The following is a 15,260-nucleotide window of genomic DNA, read 5'->3' on the forward strand; positions in this document are numbered from 1 at the left end:
TCTCAAAAAAATGACGCAACTGCGTCATAGCTGTGATTATTTTAGCATATCCTGCCTCGCGCTCTGTCCGCCTTCCGTCCGATTTTAGAATTTCTATAAGGAGCTGTCATGCCAGAATTCGAGTTTCATCTGCTTGCGTCCGCGCAGCCCAGTGTACGTGCACTACTCACCGCCCTTCAGCTGCCCAAAAAGTGGCAAGCCCATCTTCGCCTGACTGAAGGGGTGCTGATTGCCGGCCAGTATCGGCCCTTCAATCAGCCGGTCATGGCTGGGGAGCCGGTCACCTTGCAGTTTGACGCGCCAGCGCCGCTGTATCAGCCTGAACTGGGCAAACTGGCCATCGCGTATGAAGATGCCAGCGTCATTGTGGTGGACAAACCTGCCGGCATGAAGCCCCATCCCAATCAACCCGATGAAACCGGGACTTTAATGAATCTGGTGGCCGGGTACTTAGCGCCAAAGCCGGCGTACATCACTCATCGGTTGGACATGGCCACCAGCGGCTTAATGCTGATTGCCAAAGATCCACTCAGCCAGGCCATCTTGAATCAGCAATTGGCCACTAAAACCATGGCCCGCCGCTACCAAGCCCTCGTGCCGCGCGGCATTGCCGCCAGTGGCGACATCGCCTTGCCGATTGGCTTAGACCCCAACGACAAGCGCAAACGCATGGTGCGGGCAGACGGCTTGCCTGCGTTCACGCATTTTGAGCGGCTTGAGGAAACTGCCAGCAGCAGCCGGGTCCTGCTGACGCTGGGCACCGGCCGCACCCACCAGCTGCGCGTACACTTAGCCGCCATTGGCTATCCCATTATCGGCGACCCGCTGTACGCCCCAGCATCCACAGCGGAGCGGCTGATGCTCCATGCGACCAGCCTAACGTGGCGGCAGCCCCTCACCGGACAGCCGCTGACGGCCACTGCTATGGCGCCCTTTTAACTGCAACAGCGCCTGAGACGTCACTATAGTAAAGAGGACCACCACTATTCCAGGATAGTACGAGCCAAAATGCGACGCCCTAGCCGTATAAGCCCAACGGCCTGCAAAACCTAAGTTCAGGTTTCACAGGCCGTTGGGCTTATACTCTGGGCTAAAACCGCATTTTGTCTCAGTCTCTTCTTGTTTAATCGACAAACGCGCGATGATAAGCGGCATTGAACCACTCGGCGCTTTCAACGTCAGGGCTGATCACCACGATCGTGTCATGGCCAGCAATGGTGCCAACGACTTGGGGAAAACTGATGCCGTCAATGATGGCGGCCATCAGATTACCATTCGAAGGCAGCGTCTTGATGACGTTCATGAATTGGACTTGCGTGATCGACAACCCTACCTCTTGCACGGAATTACTAAGGCGCTCCAGTTGGGAAGCAGAATCGCCGCGAAAAACCGTGTACCGCAGATTGCCGGTCGCGTCTTGCGCCTTCACCACCCGCATTTCGCGAATGTCACGGGAAATCGTCGCTTGCGTCGCGTCGATCCCAGCGCGTTTCAATTCAGCCAGCAGCTCCTCTTGAGTGCCAATCGGCTTTTGGTTAATGATTTTGGCCATTAAACTTTGCCGCTCTGTCTTATTCATCTTCGCTGCCTCCTTGGTTACATTTCGGCTGGGGCACCAACGCCGAGCAGATGCAAGGCATCTGTCAGCACGGTCGACACTGCTTGGACCATGGCCAACCGCGCCGGTAATTCGGCGTCGTCAACCAAGACTTTGACGTTGGCGTAATATTGATTGAACGCCTTGGCGAGCTTCAAAGCGTACTTGGCAATCACGGAAGGTTCGTAAGCCTTGAGCGCCCGGGCAATCACCGCTGGATAATCGGCCAAAGCTTTCAGCACCGGCCAAGCCGCGGGATCCGTCAACGCCACTTCAGCGGCCGGGTCCTGACTGCTCTTCTTTAAGATGCTGTTGGCTCGCGCATTGGTGTACTGAACGTAAGGCCCGGTTTCGCCTTCAAAGCGCACGACTTCTTCCAAGTTGAAGTCGAAGTTGTCCAACCGTTCATTCTTCAGATCATGGAAAATCACCGCGCCGACGCCGACTTCATGGGCGACCTGGTCAGCATTGGCCAGATCCGGATGCTTCTCGGCAATCTGAGCTTTGGCTAAGCCCACGGCGTCTTTCAGCACCTGCTCCAGCAAAATGATATTGCCTTTCCGGGTGGACAACTTCTTGCCGCCAGAGGTAATCAACCCAAACGGAATATGGTGAATATTGTCGGCCCAATCATCGCCCATTTCCTTCAGCACCGCTTTGAGCTGTTGGAAGTGTTCGCGTTGTTCATTCCCGACCACATACAAGCTTTGGACAAAATTGTAATTGTCATGCCGGTAAATCGCCGCCGCCAAATCCCGGGTCATGTACAAGGTGGCGCCGTCGGATTTGCGAATCAACGCTGGGTTCAAGTCGTACTTACTCAAGTCGACAATTTCGGCGCCTTGGCTTTCCTTGAGCAGCCCCTTGGCTTCAAGTTCATCAGTCACCGCGTCCATCTTATCGTTGTAGAACGCTTCGCCTTTGTAAGAATCAAATTCGATACCGAGTTCGGCATAGATGCGATTGAATTCTTTCAGCGATTCTTCACGGAACCAAGACCACAGCTTGTAGACTTCTTGGTCACCATCTTCCAGCTGCTTGAACACTTGCCGCGCTTCGTCATCCAATTCGGGATGCTTTTCCGCTTCCTCGTGGAACTGGACGTAGTATTGCACAAGGTAGTGAATCGGGTCCTTCTTCACATCGGCTTCAGAGCCCCACTTGCGGTAGGCCACAATCAGCTTCCCAAATTGCGTGCCCCAATCGCCGAGGTGATTGATTTTAATTGGGCTGTAGCCGGTTTTTTTCAGGATGTTGGCTAAGGCATTCCCAATCACAGTGGACCGCAGATGGCCCATGCTCATAGGCTTGGCGATGTTCGGGCTGGACATGTCGATGGGCACATTGCCGGTGCCCAGGGTTTGTTCGCCGTAATGGGCTGGGTCGGCCGCGATGGTGGTCAAAATGCTGTTAGCAAAGCTGATTTTATCGAGGAAGAAGTTGACATAGCCGCCCACGACTTCAACTTTTTCAAACGGCGTCGCGTCGATTTGAGCCACCAGATCTGTCGCAATCATTTTAGGCGCCTTGCGGAATACTTTGGCTAAGGCAAAGGTTGGGAAGGCATAGTCTCCCATGGCGTTGGTTTTAGGCGTTTCCACCAAGTTCGAAATTTCTGCCGGTGTGAGTTGATCGCCAATGGCTTGATGCAAGGCGTCAACGACTTGTTGTTTAAAATCCATGTTCATTCATCCTTTCTACAAAAAAACTCGTCACTTTCAAAACCACTTTGAAAGAGACGAGTTTCCCCGCGGTACCACTCTTGTTGACAATAATGTCCACTCAATTGATTCAATTAGGCTCAAAAGCGCGCAGGCCCCTACCGCTAACTGCTCACACTGCCCGCAGTCTCACTGAAAACGTCTGGGTGCCGTCCTCTTTCTCCATGCCGATAAAAAAGCTGGTACGCCTCCGCACCAGCCTTGCAGCGGTTGACGAGAATCGAACTCGCGACGTCAGCTTGGGAAGCTGAAGTTTTACCACTAAACTACAACCGCAACAACACGATTCAGTATACCGGCGCCACTAGAATTTTGCAAGCGCGGGCCGCAAAAAAACCGTGAAAGTCGGGATTGATTATGAAAATGAGAGATTGAAAAGTGCATTGCGATAGACTCTAACCATGTTATAATGAAATCAAGATGAGAGGATGCGATTTTATGGCGAAGGCCACGCGCCGTTATTTCTTTGCGGCCCGCAACGAGAAAAATGCCCATGGTTACACGATTCAATTCGTTAATATTCCCCAGCTCACGGCGCAAGGCGTTACTTATCAAGAAACGGTCTACTACGCCTACCGCGTCTTAGCCTCCTTTCTTCAGTCCTTACCGAAAAATGCCGCCGCCTTGAAGGCCTATACGCTCAATACCATCCCCGACACCGATGATCCCAATGTGTTCTATTCGTTGGTCAGTGTGACTGAGGATTTCGATCCGCATCAAATGATGATGCATTTTACCTTGCCGCAAGCGCCACCCGATGAAATCAAACGCATGGCCGGCCAGCTAGCCCACTTAACTGGCACGGAGCCGACGCCATGATCGGCCGCCTGACGCTAGGCCTGTTTCTTGGTGGCATCGTGGTCGCAGCAGGCGGGTTGATTGCCTGGCTGGTGGTGATGCTCCGCGGCCATGAGCCAAAATGGTCCAAACGGCTGACGCTAACGGCAGCTGGCATCGCGATTGCGGCACTATTTTTGAATTCATTGACCTAGTCGACGCTGTGTCGGCTATTTTTATGGCAAGAGGTCGCCTGTAGTTGCGCTCAGCTCGCCACCGCTCGAGCTTCGCAGCCTGTCATGACATAGCCATTTCTCGCTTTTTGTGGTTAAATAAGCAGAGATTATCTGTCTGAGTCAATCGAAAAGGAGCGCTAATCTTGGTAAATTTGCAAACGCAGCTTGGTCATTATCACTTCGCCAACGTCTTCATGAATGCCAGCGGGGTTCATTGTATGACCACCCAGGAACTTGATGAAGTCGCTGCCAGTGGCGCTGGCACCCTAGTGACCAAAACCGGCACTTTGGAAGCACGCGCGGGCAATCCTGAACCACGGTTTGCGCCGCTGCAATTAGGCACCATCAATTCGATGGGCCTCCCTAATCAAGGCATCGATTATTATCTCGACTATGCCATCGCCTTTCAGGCCAAGCATCCCGAACAACCCATTTTTCTGTCCGTCGCCGGCATGAAGCCTGAAGACTTCCCGGTGCTGGCCCAAAAAATTGAGGATTCCGCCTTTACCGGCCTGACTGAATTCAACCTGAGCTGCCCTAATGTGCCTGGTAAGCCCCAGATTGCTTACGACTTTGACACCACACGCAACATTTTGCAGGCAATCTTCGCGATTTTCACGAAACCGGCCGGCGTTAAGCTACCGCCTTACTTTGACCTCGCCCAGTTCGACGAAGTGGCTGCCATTTTGAATGATTTTCCGCTTCAGTTCATCAACTCTATCAACAGCCTCGGTAATGGCCTCTTCATCGACCCTGCTACCGACACCGTTTTGATCAAGCCTAAAGGCGGGTTTGGCGGCATAGGGGGTCAGTACGCCAAGCCAATTGCGCTGGCCAACGTCCGCGCCTTCCGCCAGCGCCTGCGCCCAGAAATTGCCATCATTGGCACCGGTGGCGTGACTACCGGCCGTGATGCATATGAGCTCATTTTGTGCGGGGCCAGCCTCGTTTCGGTTGGCAGCATTTTGGCCACTGAAGGCATCGGCGTCTTCGACCGCCTCAGCCAAGAATTGACTGCCGAAATGGCGGCCAAAGGCAAAAATACGATTGCGGATTTCCAGGGCCAGCTCAAAACGCTGTAACTTCAAAACCAAATCCAGCCGCTTCATCGGGGGTGTGACACACCCCTTTTTATGTGCAATCAGGGTCTGCATTGGCGTAAGCTTGAGGCAATGCTTAAAGCTGATTCAAAGAAAGGGGTACTGCTATGACTGTACAAGAAACCCTCCTGGCGCGGCTAGCGGCCAGTCAAGCCGAAATCATCGCGATTCGGCGCCACTTGCATGAGCATCCAGAAGTTTCATTCAAAGAAAAGACGACCGCAGCTTATATTCGCAATTTTTACCTCAAACTCGGACTCACGCCGGTACCATACGGCGAAGGCTACGGCCTCGCCGTTGACATCGACTCTGGGCACTCAGGCCCGCACATCGCCTTGTGTGCGGACTTTGACGCCTTGGCGGTGCAGGAGGATAATGACCTGCCTTTCGCCTCGCAAAACCCTGGCGTCATGCACGCTTGCGGTCACGATGGCCACACCGCGTATCTACTGATTTTAGCCCGGGAGCTGAACGCGTTGAAAACCCAGCTCAAAGGCAGCATTCGCATCATTCACCAGCCCGCTGAGGAAGTGTCCCCAGGTGGCGCCAAAGGCATGATTGAAGCTGGCGTGTTGAACGACATCGATCAGGTGCTGGGGCTGCATGTGATGTCCAGTATGCCCACCGGTTCGATTGGCTACCATGCCGGCGAAACGCAAACCGGCCGGTCTAACTTCACGCTCACCTTCACCGGTAAAGGCGGCCACGCCTCGATGCCGCAACTGGCGAATGATGCCATTGTCGCCGGTAGCTATTTTGTCACCGCGCTGCAAACCGTGGTTTCACGGCGCATCGATCCCTTCGATACCGCCAGTGTCACCATTGGCTCATTCGATGGGGTTGGTAGCTACAATGCGATTAAGCAAAGTGTCACCTTGAAAGGCGATGTCCGGGTAATGAAAGAAACCACCCGCAAAACGGTCCGTGCCGCCATTGAACAAATCATCGGCGGCATTGAAGCGATGTTCGGGGTCAAGGCAAACTTGGATTATGACGATAATTATCCGGTTTTAGTCAACGATGCGACCCTGACCGCCAGCACTGTGGCGGCGCTCAAAGCCGCGGCCCTGCCAGAAGTCAGCGACATTTTCGACTGCGGCCCGCAAGATCCTTCTGAGGATTTTGCGTACTACGCCCAGGAGAAACCGAGCCTCTTCTTCTATATCGGCTGTGCGGTACCTGATGGCAAAGCGCATCCGCATCACAGCCCTGATTTTCTGCTCAATGAGGATAGTCTGATTATCGCAGCCAAAGCGGCTGGCGTGGCAGCACTAGCCGCACTCGACATCAAGTAAACACAAAATTGCCGCACCACCCGTTGCAGGTGATGCGGCAATTTTTGCATGCTTCCGAAACAGCATTTAATTAATGGCAATGGATTAATCGTCCCCAAAAATACGTTTGCGAATGCGGCGACCGGTTGGGGTCACGGCCAGCCCGCCTTCCGCGGTTTCCTTGAAGGCGCTGGGCATTTGCTGGCCGACTTGATTCATCGCCCCAATGACCTCGTCAGGGGGAATGACGGTCCGCACGCCGGCCAGCGCCATGTCGGCGGAGGTCAAAGCTTGAGCGGCCCCCATCGCATTGCGCTTCACACACGGCACTTCCACCAAACCCGCCACCGGATCGCACACTAGGCCCATTAAGTTGGCAATGGTGATGGCAACCGCTTGCGCCGCCATATCCGCTGTGCCGCCTTGCGCGCAGACCAAAGCCGCTGCGGCCATTGCCGCGGCTGATCCGACTTCCGCCTGACAGCCGCCTTCTGCCCCAGCAATCCCGGCATTATTGGCAATCACTAAGCCAAAAGCACCAGCCGTAAACAGGTAATCAATTTGCTGATTACGAGTCAATTTTAGCGGCTCGCGTACGGCCATCAAGGTGCCGGCTACCACGCCAGCGCTGCCGGCGGTTGGGGTCGCGCAGATCAGCCCCATTTTGGCGTTTACTTCATTCACCGCGACGGCATTGCGCACCGCCGCCAGCGCCACTGGCCCCAGCAAACTGCGACCACTAGTCAAATAAGCATCCAGCCGCTTGGCATCGCCGCCGGTCAGACCGGTGACCGACTTCACCCCGGCAATGCCTTCAGCGATGGAATCGGCCATGACATCCAGATTGCGCCCCATCAGTTCACGAATTTGCTCCGGAGTGCGCCCACTGGTTTCACTTTCGGTTTGAATCATCAACGCGGCCACACTGTCGAAATGCTCGGCTTGCGCCACCAGTTCTTTGACTGTATAAAACATGCGCGCCCTCCTACTCGAAATATGTGACGTTATCGACATGCGGCAGCTGCCGCAACTGATCGGCTAATTCTGGCTTGCGGTCGTCGACTTCGATGATCATGATGGCTTTTTCACCTTTGGCCTCACGCGTCACGGTCATGGTGCCGATGTTGACATGGGCGCTACTGAAAATGTCGGTCACCGCGGCAATCATCCCCGGGACATCTTGATGCACGGTAATGAACGTCGGTGTTCCCATGCTCAGCGACAGCTTAAAGCCATTGATTTCTGAGATTTGAATGTTCCCACCACCGATGGAAACCCCCGTCACCGTCATCGAACGCTCGCCTTTGCTCAAAGAGATGCGGGCGGTATTGGGATGATCGACTTTATCATTTTTCGGGATAAAAGTGACGTGGATGCCCTGCTCATGGGCAATCTTCAGTGAATCCGGCAACCGCGCATCATCCGGCGCCATGCCCAGCAAGCCGCCCACCAGCGCAATATCCGTGCCGTGACCGCGATAAGTTTTGGCAAACGATTCATACAGGTAAATATCCACCCGCTCCGGCGTTTCGCCAAAAATATTGCGCACCACCTTGCCAATGCGGGCGGCGCCAGCGGTATGGGAGCTGCTTGGCCCCACCATCACGGGACCGATGATATCAAAGACGCTGGTAAAACGAAGCTGTTTGGCCATGGCCGAACCTCCTACTGACAATTAATTGACACCTTTAACTTTATCGAACCACAATTTCCCACTAGCCGTCAACTAAAGCCTTGTGGACTGGGCATAAAACAGGCCGGACTACGCCAATTCATAGTCCGGCCGCTAGTTTATTTTTTGAAGTAATAACGTCCTGTTTCAAGCGCACTGGTTGGCATCAAAAGCTTGCCATATTCGGACAACACATCGCTGGATAAGTTGACCTTGTCGCCAAACTCGACCGCCACCGCAGTTTGGTCGCGAATTTCACTTGGCGCCACCTTGTTGGCATAGAAGGTCAGCACTAGGTAGTAGCGATCTTGATAGGTATATAAGTTGCTCGCCGCGCCTTCAAGCCGCAGTGCTTGGGCCAAGCTGATGAAGTCTTCAAACGACGCCAGGCGAATGACCACTTCGGTCTGATCAGCCGCTTTTGCATCGATAAAGCCGCCTTCATCAACCGCCTCATCGTCGTCATCGTCTAATTCATTCAGCTGCTGGCGAATGAAGTCAGGCACATTGGCACTGTCTTCGTCTGCATCGGCGCCATCCGCGTCATCGTTATTCTCATCTTTGCTACGTGAAATCAAAAGTTCAAGGCCAGATTGGCTAGGCATTACTTGAAACGTCACGGCGGCGTCTTCAGCAAAGCTGTGGTCCTGATCGACCTCGTCTAAAATGCTGTAAAAGAAGGATTCGATTTGTTTGTGATTCCCGAGCAGGTCAAGCACGGTGATTCCGCGCTCGGCCAAATCTTCGTTGCCGAGCAATACGCGGATCGTATTATCGTTAATGCGTTCCATTTCCATGATGACTGCACCTCACTTTGCTGCAACACTGGTTTAACCCACAGTATAGCAGATTTTATCATCGCCACGGCATTCTACGCCATAATCTTAGAGAATGCAACACAACTAGGCTGCGTAGTGGCGCCGGACTTGGCCGGGCAGGTCAGCTTCCGCAGGCATGGGCTGGAACGTGGTGGCCAGCGCTTCGAGCCTCGCTCCGCGAGTCTTGAAGTCGCGGCTTGTTCTAAGCCAACAAGTTGGCTAAGAACAATTTCACCCCTGAGCCCCTGCCCGCTCCAGCTGTCCTGCCCTACATGAGATCTTTAAGGCGATATCCTGAAGCCTTTTAAGTTCATCACCATTAGGCGAGCTCCTAGCTTAGCATGCGCTGGCGATAATAGTTGCCAGACCTTCTACTTAATCACCAGCGATGAAGTGGAAAGCGTAACACCCAAAAAGGAAACCGGCCCTCGGCGAGCATGGGGCGATGCTTGCCGAGGACCGGTTTCCCAGGGGTCATTCGTCTGCTCAAAACCCTGCGAGCAGTTGCGCCTGTTGTAGTTCCAAGGCGCGCACGGTGCGAGGCAGGAAGCGGCGAATTTCATCTTCGTTGTAACCAACTTGTAGCCGCTTATCATCCATGATAATTGGCCGGCGCAACAGCCCAGGGTATTGCACAATCAAATTGATTAAATGAGAGACCGAAAGCTCATCAATCTTGATTCCTAACTCCTGAAAAATCTTGGAGCGAGTGGAAATAATCTCTTCCGTCCCGTCTTCAGTCATACTCAGGAGATGTTTAACTTCCATGCCATTCAAAGGCGCTGAAAAGATATTACGTTCCTCAAATGGTATGTTATTCTCTTGCAACCAGGCCCGGGCTTTACGGCATGAGGTGCAGCTTGGTGACACGTATAAGATGATCATAATTGCCAGCTCCTTCTTTAGTGCCCGTCTTCTGTTCTCTACATGTACTAGTATAACGAAAAGAAGTAGCCTAAAACAATCATGTTTAAAAAATAAATTTTCGCTTTCGTGCTCATTCTTATTGTGACATAAGGAACAATAAGTGATACTAGCGAAGAATCGAGTAACCAAGCGTTTTCTTAAGCCATTACCGATACAAAATCGATACAATAACCATAATTATTTTAATCGATTACCCGACGAGGTCACTGCCATTGAGTTCATTTACCTCACTGGCAAGCAGCACATCCATATCAGGCGCTGCGGCTTGCGCCTGGGCTTTCAGCGTTGCCAGCGACAGTTCTTGTGGCAAATGTGTCAGCAGCAAATGCTTGACCTGCGCTGCCTTAGCCAATTCACCGGCTTGAGGCGCGGTTAAATGCCACAGCGGCGCTGGATGATCCGCCAAAAAGTTCGTATCGGCCAGCAGGAGGTCTGCGCCTTGCGCGAAGTCCGCCAGCCGCGGGAAGGCCCGGGTATCGCTGGTATTGACCCACACTTGACCGGTGGCTTTTTCCTCAATCCGGACCGCAAACGCCGGCACCGGGTGCTCGGTTTCAAGGAAGGTCAAGCGCAGCGGGCCCAGGTCGAGCGGCGCTTCTGCGGAATAGCCCACCCCTTGAGTAAACGGCCCAAAAGTTAATGCCGCAAAATTCAGCGGATCTTTAGTATGACCGTAAATCGGGAGCGGTGAAACCTTCTTATCGCCGCTATGCAACTGACGATAATATTGTAAGACACCGACATCCGCCGTGTGGTCGTGATGGTAATGCGTCAGCAGCACCGCATCCAACTGATTGGGATCCATTATCTTTTCCAACGCCAACAACGCGCCAGACCCACAATCCAGCAGCAGCTGATAATCGCCACTGGTAATCAAGTAACTGCTCGTCCCCACCCCGTGGTCGGGATAACCGCCTAAATAACCAAGAATTGTTAATTTCAAGCTCTTCATTCCTTTCATTCAAGTAAGCGCTATACTAAGAAGATGGAGGTGGCCATTTCATGACCCAAACAATGCAACTCGTTCTCGGTAGTCAAACCTACATGCAACAATTCGCCAAACAAGCAGCTACGCCGACGCGGCTGCTCAAAGATGTCGAAAAAGACCGTGATTTTGCCCTGCTGGACCTCAAAGGCGCGATTCCCTTTGTTTCGCCGGTGCGTGGCACCGTTCTCGCCCATTATGGCACAGTTCCGGCGTATGGGTACATTGCCCTGATGTACTTCAAACTTGGCAAAGATGAGGCTGGCGTCTTCGTGAGCCAAATGACTGAATTCACTGACCAGGCCGACCGGCTTGAAGGCTGCGACGCCATGGTGCTCATGGAAACGGACAACCCGCATCTGGAGTATCTCCTGCTATCCGCTTGGAATCGCAAACTTGACGTCTACACCGCGCAAAATACGCCGCTGTACGCGCCAGTGCGGACTTTCGCGCAGCGGGCGCAAGCAGGTTTTGGCTACCACCGGGCCATTTATACCATCGTTGATCCGGATCACCCGACCAAAGCGCTGACGGCTGAAGCAGCAGGCGCTGACTAGCTGCGCCGCACCAGCCGCGCGGTGAGCGCCCCAAAACCGGCGTAAACCAAGGCATAAATCAAGACAATCATGACCACCAAACTATAGCCTGGATTATCCAGATACAGGCTAAAGAAATGAATAATCAGCCAAGCGTTGAATGTGCCCACCACCAGCGGCAAGCCAAAAATCAACGTGGTTTGCCAGTTGATAATCTGGTGCATCGCCCGCGTTGGCATCCCCAGCGCGCGGATAATCTGCCGGCTTTGCCGCTCTTGAAAGGCAATGATCAACTGCTTCATCAACAAAATGCTGGCCGTGGCAATCATAAAAATGAGCCCCAGCAGGATGACGACGAACAAACCTAACCCAAATAGCATATTCATCTGCGCCAGCAGCGGCCCTTTCAGCCGCAGCGCACTGCGCGAATAACTGCCTGCATGTTCGGTTTGGCTGAGCTGCAGGCTTTTTTCGCCGGTCAGGGCCTTGGAACTGCCACTGAGAAAATCATACCGGCTGGCATTAGCGGCCTTTTTCACGAAGGCCTCAACCTGCTTGCCAGACTTGAGCTGATAGCCGGTCATTGGATCGCGCGGCGCCGCCAGCGCCTGATAATCATGATCGGTGACAATCAACGCCCGGTCAAAGTAGCCATCGACCCCCAGCGGGAACTGGTTGCTAACGGATTGCAGTTGAAACTTCTGGCCGGTGCGCGGCAGCGTAATCGACCACTGGCGTCTTTGATTGAGCCACGTATGCTGATACAGGGAGCGCCCATACACGGCCATCACCGCCTGGCCCGGTTTGAGGGTCAGCTTGGCCAGGCCTTTTTGCACCTTGGCAATGCGCTGATAGTCCTTTAAGGCAATGACATTATAGAAGGTTTCGTCACCATCCCCAGGCTGGCCGTGTTGCGTGTGCAGCCGGCCAGCGGCCAGTTTCGTCGGCAACACCACGGTTTGTTTGATCCAATCAGGGTTAAGGTCATGGTACGTTGTTTTTAGGCCATAGGGACTGGCCACCAGATCCATGCTGATGCTCTGATTGACCCCAGCCTGACCAAATTGGTAAAAAATCGCCCCGCTCCCCAGCACTGTAATCGTCCCAGTGGCCAGCAGCGTCGTCAAAAACAGCGAATGCACATTGCGCTGGAGCCGCTCGTTCAGATTGGTCAGCGTCAGCAAGCGCACCGCATGATGCCGGAAAAACGGCAACCGCACCAGCCGACTGGTCAGCGTTGGTAGGGAATAACGGAACACCAAATACAGCCCCACCAGCCCCACTGCCAGCACGGCCCATAACACGACGTAACCATGACCAAAGCGGCTCTGCGACACGGCATACGCCAGATGGACGAGGTTGTAGGCACCTAGGTAGCTGCCAATCAGGAGCACCCAGCCCACCGTGGCCCACACCATGCGCCAGCCAGTGACCCGGGTCGGCAGGCCTTGCGCTGGCAGTTGGTAGCGCCGGCCAATCGGAATGTGCGCCACATAAATGCCATTAATCACGCCAATCACCGCGTAGACCACCGTGAACACCGCCACTAACTCTAGCATCGCATGCGGCTGCCACAACAGGCCCACGGTCATCGGGAGCGCCATTAACCGCAGCAGCATCATCGCTAGAAACTTGGACAAAAGCAGCCCCAACGCAAAGCCAATCACCAACGTCTGCGCGCCCAGCAGCAGCGACTCGTAAAACAGGGTCAAGCCAATGCGGCCGGCTGGCATGCCCAGGAGGCGATAAACCGAAATCGAGCGGGCCCGCCGCTCAATGAGCAACGTATTCATATAGAGTAAAAAGATAATGGTGAACAGCAAGGCCACGACTAATAGCACCAGCAGCACGGACGGCGCCGCCGCACTGACTTCCGTATACCGATCGGCCGCCGCAAAAAGCGCGTCGTCTTCAATCAACGCCAATACGGCATACAAAAGCGCGACCATCACCGCGGACATGGCCACGTAAAGCCGATTAATGGTGGCGTACCGGTGAAAATCAGAACGTATCAGACGGCCCACGGCGCTTGCCTCCCCCATTGATGGTCGCTTCCATGTCGATAATGCTGTCGAAGAACTGTTGACGCGGTCCGCGCCGAGTGACTTCGGCAAAGTAGCTGCCATCGCGAATGAAAATAATCCGATTACAGAAGCTAGCAGTGAAAGCGTCATGGGTCACCATCATAATGGTGACATCTTCTTCCAGATTGAGTTTCGTCAGATACTGCAGCAGCTCGGTGGCCGCCATCGAATCCAAACTCCCAGTGGGTTCATCGGCCAAAATCAACGCCGGATTGCTAATCATGGCGCGCGCTGCCGCCACCCGCTGGCGCTGCCCCAAGCTCAGCTGCTCCGGATAGCGCGTCAGCATCGACTCTAGCCCCAGCAAGTGGGCAAAGCGCGCTAGGCGTGTGTCCAAATCGTCAGGCACCGGCGGCACAAAAGTCAGCGGCAAGGTGATGTTATCCGCCACCGTTAAATCCGGAATCAGATTGAACTCCTGGAAAATAAAACCAAGTTGCTCACGGCGATACCGCGCGGATTCCGATTCAGAAAATTGGCTCAGGCTCTGCCCAGCCACGATGACTTCCCCGCTGGTGGGCGTATCAATCGTGGCAATGGTATTGAGCAGGGTGGATTTGCCGGCGCCGCTCGGACCCATAATGCCCACAAATTCACCGGCGTCGATATGAAAACTCAAATCATTCAATGCTGTGACTCGATTTAACCGATGCCCGTAAATTTTTGTCAGGTGCGCTACGTCAACCACTCGCATGCCAAAAACCTCCTGTTTCAAGTTGGTTTTATCATAACAGATTTTATTGGCCGTGGCTGTGACCTTGCGATACTGTAAGACCCCCTTAAACTCGGTCCCAGGTCGCTTGTACCACCACGGCGAAACCGCTACTATACAACTATAAGGAACGGAGATGGAAACCTTGTTCAAGATTATGATTGTCGAAGACGACCGCACCATTGCCACCCTCATCGCCCAGGCCCTCAATAAGTGGCAATTTCAAGCCAGTGTGATTGAGGATTTTAGCCGCGTGGCCGACCAGTTTGCCGCAGATCAACCTGATCTTGTGCTACTGGACATCAATTTACCCGTTCGCGATGGCTACTACTGGGTGCAAAAAATCCGCGATGTCAGCCAAGTCCCGGTGATTTTTATTTCCAGCCGCAACACCAACATGGACATGGTGATGGCGATGAACTTAGGGGCTGATGATTTCGTCGAAAAGCCTTTTGCGATGGAGGTGCTGATCGCCAAAATCAATGCCCTGCTGCGCCGGACCTACCACTATCAAGACAACGGCAGCGAAGCCTTAGAGCACGCCGGCCTCACCTTGGATCTCAAAACCGGTATGGCACAAGTAGCCGGCCAAGAAATCAACTTGTCCAAAAACGAATACAAGCTGCTGCAGATTCTGATGCGCGCGCATGGCGAAATCGTCAGTCGTTCGCACCTGCTGAAGGACTTGTGGCAAGACGAGCGCTTCGTGGATGACAATACCTTAACTGTCAACATCAACCGCCTGCGCAAAAAAATTGCCGAAGCCGGCCTGCCAGATTATATCCAAACCAAGGTCGGCCAAGGCTACATTGTGCCTTAAA

At 53.7% G+C, this 15,260-nt stretch carries 16 protein-coding genes and 1 tRNA gene; 7 read left to right on the plus strand and 10 right to left on the minus strand.

Translation table 11 applies throughout. From position 1 onward, the window contains the following. The first annotated feature begins 108 nt into the window (after nucleotides 1–108). Complete coding sequence (locus JUF11_RS02200; protein ID WP_204118110.1) at nucleotides 109–939, plus strand: RluA family pseudouridine synthase; 831 nt, start codon at nucleotides 109–111, stop codon at nucleotides 937–939. Between the two features lie 184 nt (nucleotides 940–1,123). On the opposite strand, the gene JUF11_RS02205 is transcribed toward JUF11_RS02200, so the two are convergent. The 3 genes from JUF11_RS02205 to JUF11_RS02215 form a co-directional block, all read right to left on the minus strand. Then, the gene (locus JUF11_RS02205) at nucleotides 1,124–1,579 is read right to left on the minus strand and encodes an arginine repressor (protein ID WP_203632457.1); all 456 of its coding nucleotides are present in this window, start codon (nucleotides 1,577–1,579) and stop codon (nucleotides 1,124–1,126) included. A 17-nt stretch (nucleotides 1,580–1,596) separates the two neighbouring features. Beyond that, on the minus strand, nucleotides 1,597–3,279 hold the full coding sequence (gene argS / locus JUF11_RS02210; protein ID WP_204118111.1) for an arginine--tRNA ligase: 1,683 nt from the start codon (nucleotides 3,277–3,279) through the stop codon (nucleotides 1,597–1,599). Between the two features lie 244 nt (nucleotides 3,280–3,523). Then, a tRNA-Gly gene (locus JUF11_RS02215) sits at nucleotides 3,524–3,594 on the minus strand. Between the two features lie 162 nt (nucleotides 3,595–3,756). Between JUF11_RS02215 and JUF11_RS02220 the strand changes: the two genes are divergently transcribed. From JUF11_RS02220 to JUF11_RS02235, 4 genes are all read left to right on the plus strand, one after another. Continuing rightward, nucleotides 3,757–4,137, plus strand: coding sequence for a hypothetical protein (locus tag JUF11_RS02220; protein ID WP_203632453.1), 381 nt, complete (start codon nucleotides 3,757–3,759; stop codon nucleotides 4,135–4,137). Further along, nucleotides 4,134–4,310: a hypothetical protein gene (locus JUF11_RS02225; RefSeq protein WP_204118112.1), complete on the plus strand. Its 177-nt coding sequence runs from the start codon at nucleotides 4,134–4,136 to the stop codon at nucleotides 4,308–4,310. Before JUF11_RS02220 ends, JUF11_RS02225 begins: the two co-directional genes overlap by 4 nt. A 164-nt stretch (nucleotides 4,311–4,474) precedes the next feature. Continuing rightward, nucleotides 4,475–5,413 (plus strand): dihydroorotate oxidase, encoded by a 939-nt coding sequence (locus JUF11_RS02230; RefSeq protein ID WP_204118113.1) that lies wholly within the window; start codon nucleotides 4,475–4,477, stop codon nucleotides 5,411–5,413. Nucleotides 5,414–5,538: 125 nt separating this feature from the next. After that, nucleotides 5,539–6,726 (plus strand): amidohydrolase, encoded by a 1,188-nt coding sequence (locus JUF11_RS02235; protein ID WP_204118114.1) that lies wholly within the window; start codon nucleotides 5,539–5,541, stop codon nucleotides 6,724–6,726. An 84-nt stretch (nucleotides 6,727–6,810) separates the two neighbouring features. Here the strand turns inward: JUF11_RS02235 and sdaAA are convergent, their stop codons facing one another. The 5 genes from sdaAA to JUF11_RS02260 all read right to left on the minus strand — a co-directional run bounded on the left by sdaAA (nucleotide 6,811) and on the right by JUF11_RS02260 (nucleotide 11,065). Further along, on the minus strand, nucleotides 6,811–7,680 hold the full coding sequence (gene sdaAA, locus JUF11_RS02240; protein WP_204118115.1) for an L-serine ammonia-lyase, iron-sulfur-dependent, subunit alpha: 870 nt from the start codon (nucleotides 7,678–7,680) through the stop codon (nucleotides 6,811–6,813). A 10-nt stretch (nucleotides 7,681–7,690) separates the two neighbouring features. Next, nucleotides 7,691–8,359: an L-serine ammonia-lyase, iron-sulfur-dependent subunit beta gene (sdaAB, locus tag JUF11_RS02245; RefSeq protein WP_204118116.1), complete on the minus strand. Its 669-nt coding sequence runs from the start codon at nucleotides 8,357–8,359 to the stop codon at nucleotides 7,691–7,693. 137 nt (nucleotides 8,360–8,496) lie between these two features. Further along, nucleotides 8,497–9,174: an adaptor protein MecA gene (locus JUF11_RS02250; RefSeq protein WP_204118117.1), complete on the minus strand. Its 678-nt coding sequence runs from the start codon at nucleotides 9,172–9,174 to the stop codon at nucleotides 8,497–8,499. Nucleotides 9,175–9,681: 507 nt separating this feature from the next. After that, nucleotides 9,682–10,080 (minus strand): transcriptional regulator SpxA, encoded by a 399-nt coding sequence (spxA, locus tag JUF11_RS02255; RefSeq protein ID WP_125582277.1) that lies wholly within the window; start codon nucleotides 10,078–10,080, stop codon nucleotides 9,682–9,684. Between the two features lie 232 nt (nucleotides 10,081–10,312). Further along, nucleotides 10,313–11,065 (minus strand): MBL fold metallo-hydrolase, encoded by a 753-nt coding sequence (locus JUF11_RS02260; protein WP_204118118.1) that lies wholly within the window; start codon nucleotides 11,063–11,065, stop codon nucleotides 10,313–10,315. A gap of 59 nt (nucleotides 11,066–11,124) precedes the next feature. Between JUF11_RS02260 and JUF11_RS02265 the strand changes: the two genes are divergently transcribed. Continuing rightward, entirely contained in the window at nucleotides 11,125–11,664 is a 540-nt protein-coding gene (locus JUF11_RS02265) for a hypothetical protein (RefSeq protein WP_204118119.1), read from the plus strand. Here JUF11_RS02265 and JUF11_RS02270 read toward each other — a convergent pair. Beyond that, nucleotides 11,661–13,667, minus strand: coding sequence for an FtsX-like permease family protein (locus JUF11_RS02270; RefSeq protein WP_204118120.1), 2,007 nt, complete (start codon nucleotides 13,665–13,667; stop codon nucleotides 11,661–11,663). The genes JUF11_RS02265 and JUF11_RS02270 overlap by 4 nt on opposite strands. Continuing rightward, nucleotides 13,645–14,421: an ABC transporter ATP-binding protein gene (locus tag JUF11_RS02275; RefSeq protein ID WP_204118121.1), complete on the minus strand. Its 777-nt coding sequence runs from the start codon at nucleotides 14,419–14,421 to the stop codon at nucleotides 13,645–13,647. The genes JUF11_RS02270 and JUF11_RS02275 overlap by 23 nt, the downstream gene beginning before the upstream one ends. 163 nt (nucleotides 14,422–14,584) lie before the next feature. Between JUF11_RS02275 and JUF11_RS02280 the strand changes: the two genes are divergently transcribed. Continuing rightward, a complete protein-coding gene (locus JUF11_RS02280) occupies nucleotides 14,585–15,259 on the plus strand; it encodes a response regulator transcription factor (RefSeq protein WP_203632536.1) in 675 nt (224 codons plus the stop codon). Nucleotide 15,260 lies beyond the last annotated feature (1 nt).

Origin of the sequence: Lacticaseibacillus suilingensis (genome assembly GCF_016861845.1) — a bacterium.
In the GTDB taxonomy this organism is placed as follows: Bacteria; Bacillota; Bacilli; order Lactobacillales; family Lactobacillaceae; genus Lacticaseibacillus; species Lacticaseibacillus suilingensis.

What these genes read in the sequence shown, in the direction of transcription:
- JUF11_RS02200 (WP_204118110.1), top strand. Translation starts at nt 109, where the DNA reads ATGCCAGAATTCGAGTTTCATCTGCTTGCGTCCGCGCAGCCCAGTGTA.
- JUF11_RS02205 (WP_203632457.1), bottom strand. Translation starts at nt 1,579, where the DNA reads ATGAATAAGACAGAGCGGCAAAGTTTAATGGCCAAAATCATTAACCAA.
- argS (WP_204118111.1), bottom strand. Translation starts at nt 3,279, where the DNA reads ATGGATTTTAAACAACAAGTCGTTGACGCCTTGCATCAAGCCATTGGC.
- JUF11_RS02220 (WP_203632453.1), top strand. Translation starts at nt 3,757, where the DNA reads ATGGCGAAGGCCACGCGCCGTTATTTCTTTGCGGCCCGCAACGAGAAA.
- JUF11_RS02225 (WP_204118112.1), top strand. Translation starts at nt 4,134, where the DNA reads ATGATCGGCCGCCTGACGCTAGGCCTGTTTCTTGGTGGCATCGTGGTC.
- JUF11_RS02235 (WP_204118114.1), top strand. Translation starts at nt 5,539, where the DNA reads ATGACTGTACAAGAAACCCTCCTGGCGCGGCTAGCGGCCAGTCAAGCC.
- sdaAA (WP_204118115.1), bottom strand. Translation starts at nt 7,680, where the DNA reads ATGTTTTATACAGTCAAAGAACTGGTGGCGCAAGCCGAGCATTTCGAC.
- sdaAB (WP_204118116.1), bottom strand. Translation starts at nt 8,359, where the DNA reads ATGGCCAAACAGCTTCGTTTTACCAGCGTCTTTGATATCATCGGTCCC.
- JUF11_RS02250 (WP_204118117.1), bottom strand. Translation starts at nt 9,174, where the DNA reads ATGGAAATGGAACGCATTAACGATAATACGATCCGCGTATTGCTCGGC.
- spxA (WP_125582277.1), bottom strand. Translation starts at nt 10,080, where the DNA reads ATGATCATCTTATACGTGTCACCAAGCTGCACCTCATGCCGTAAAGCC.
- JUF11_RS02265 (WP_204118119.1), top strand. Translation starts at nt 11,125, where the DNA reads ATGACCCAAACAATGCAACTCGTTCTCGGTAGTCAAACCTACATGCAA.
- JUF11_RS02275 (WP_204118121.1), bottom strand. Translation starts at nt 14,421, where the DNA reads ATGCGAGTGGTTGACGTAGCGCACCTGACAAAAATTTACGGGCATCGG.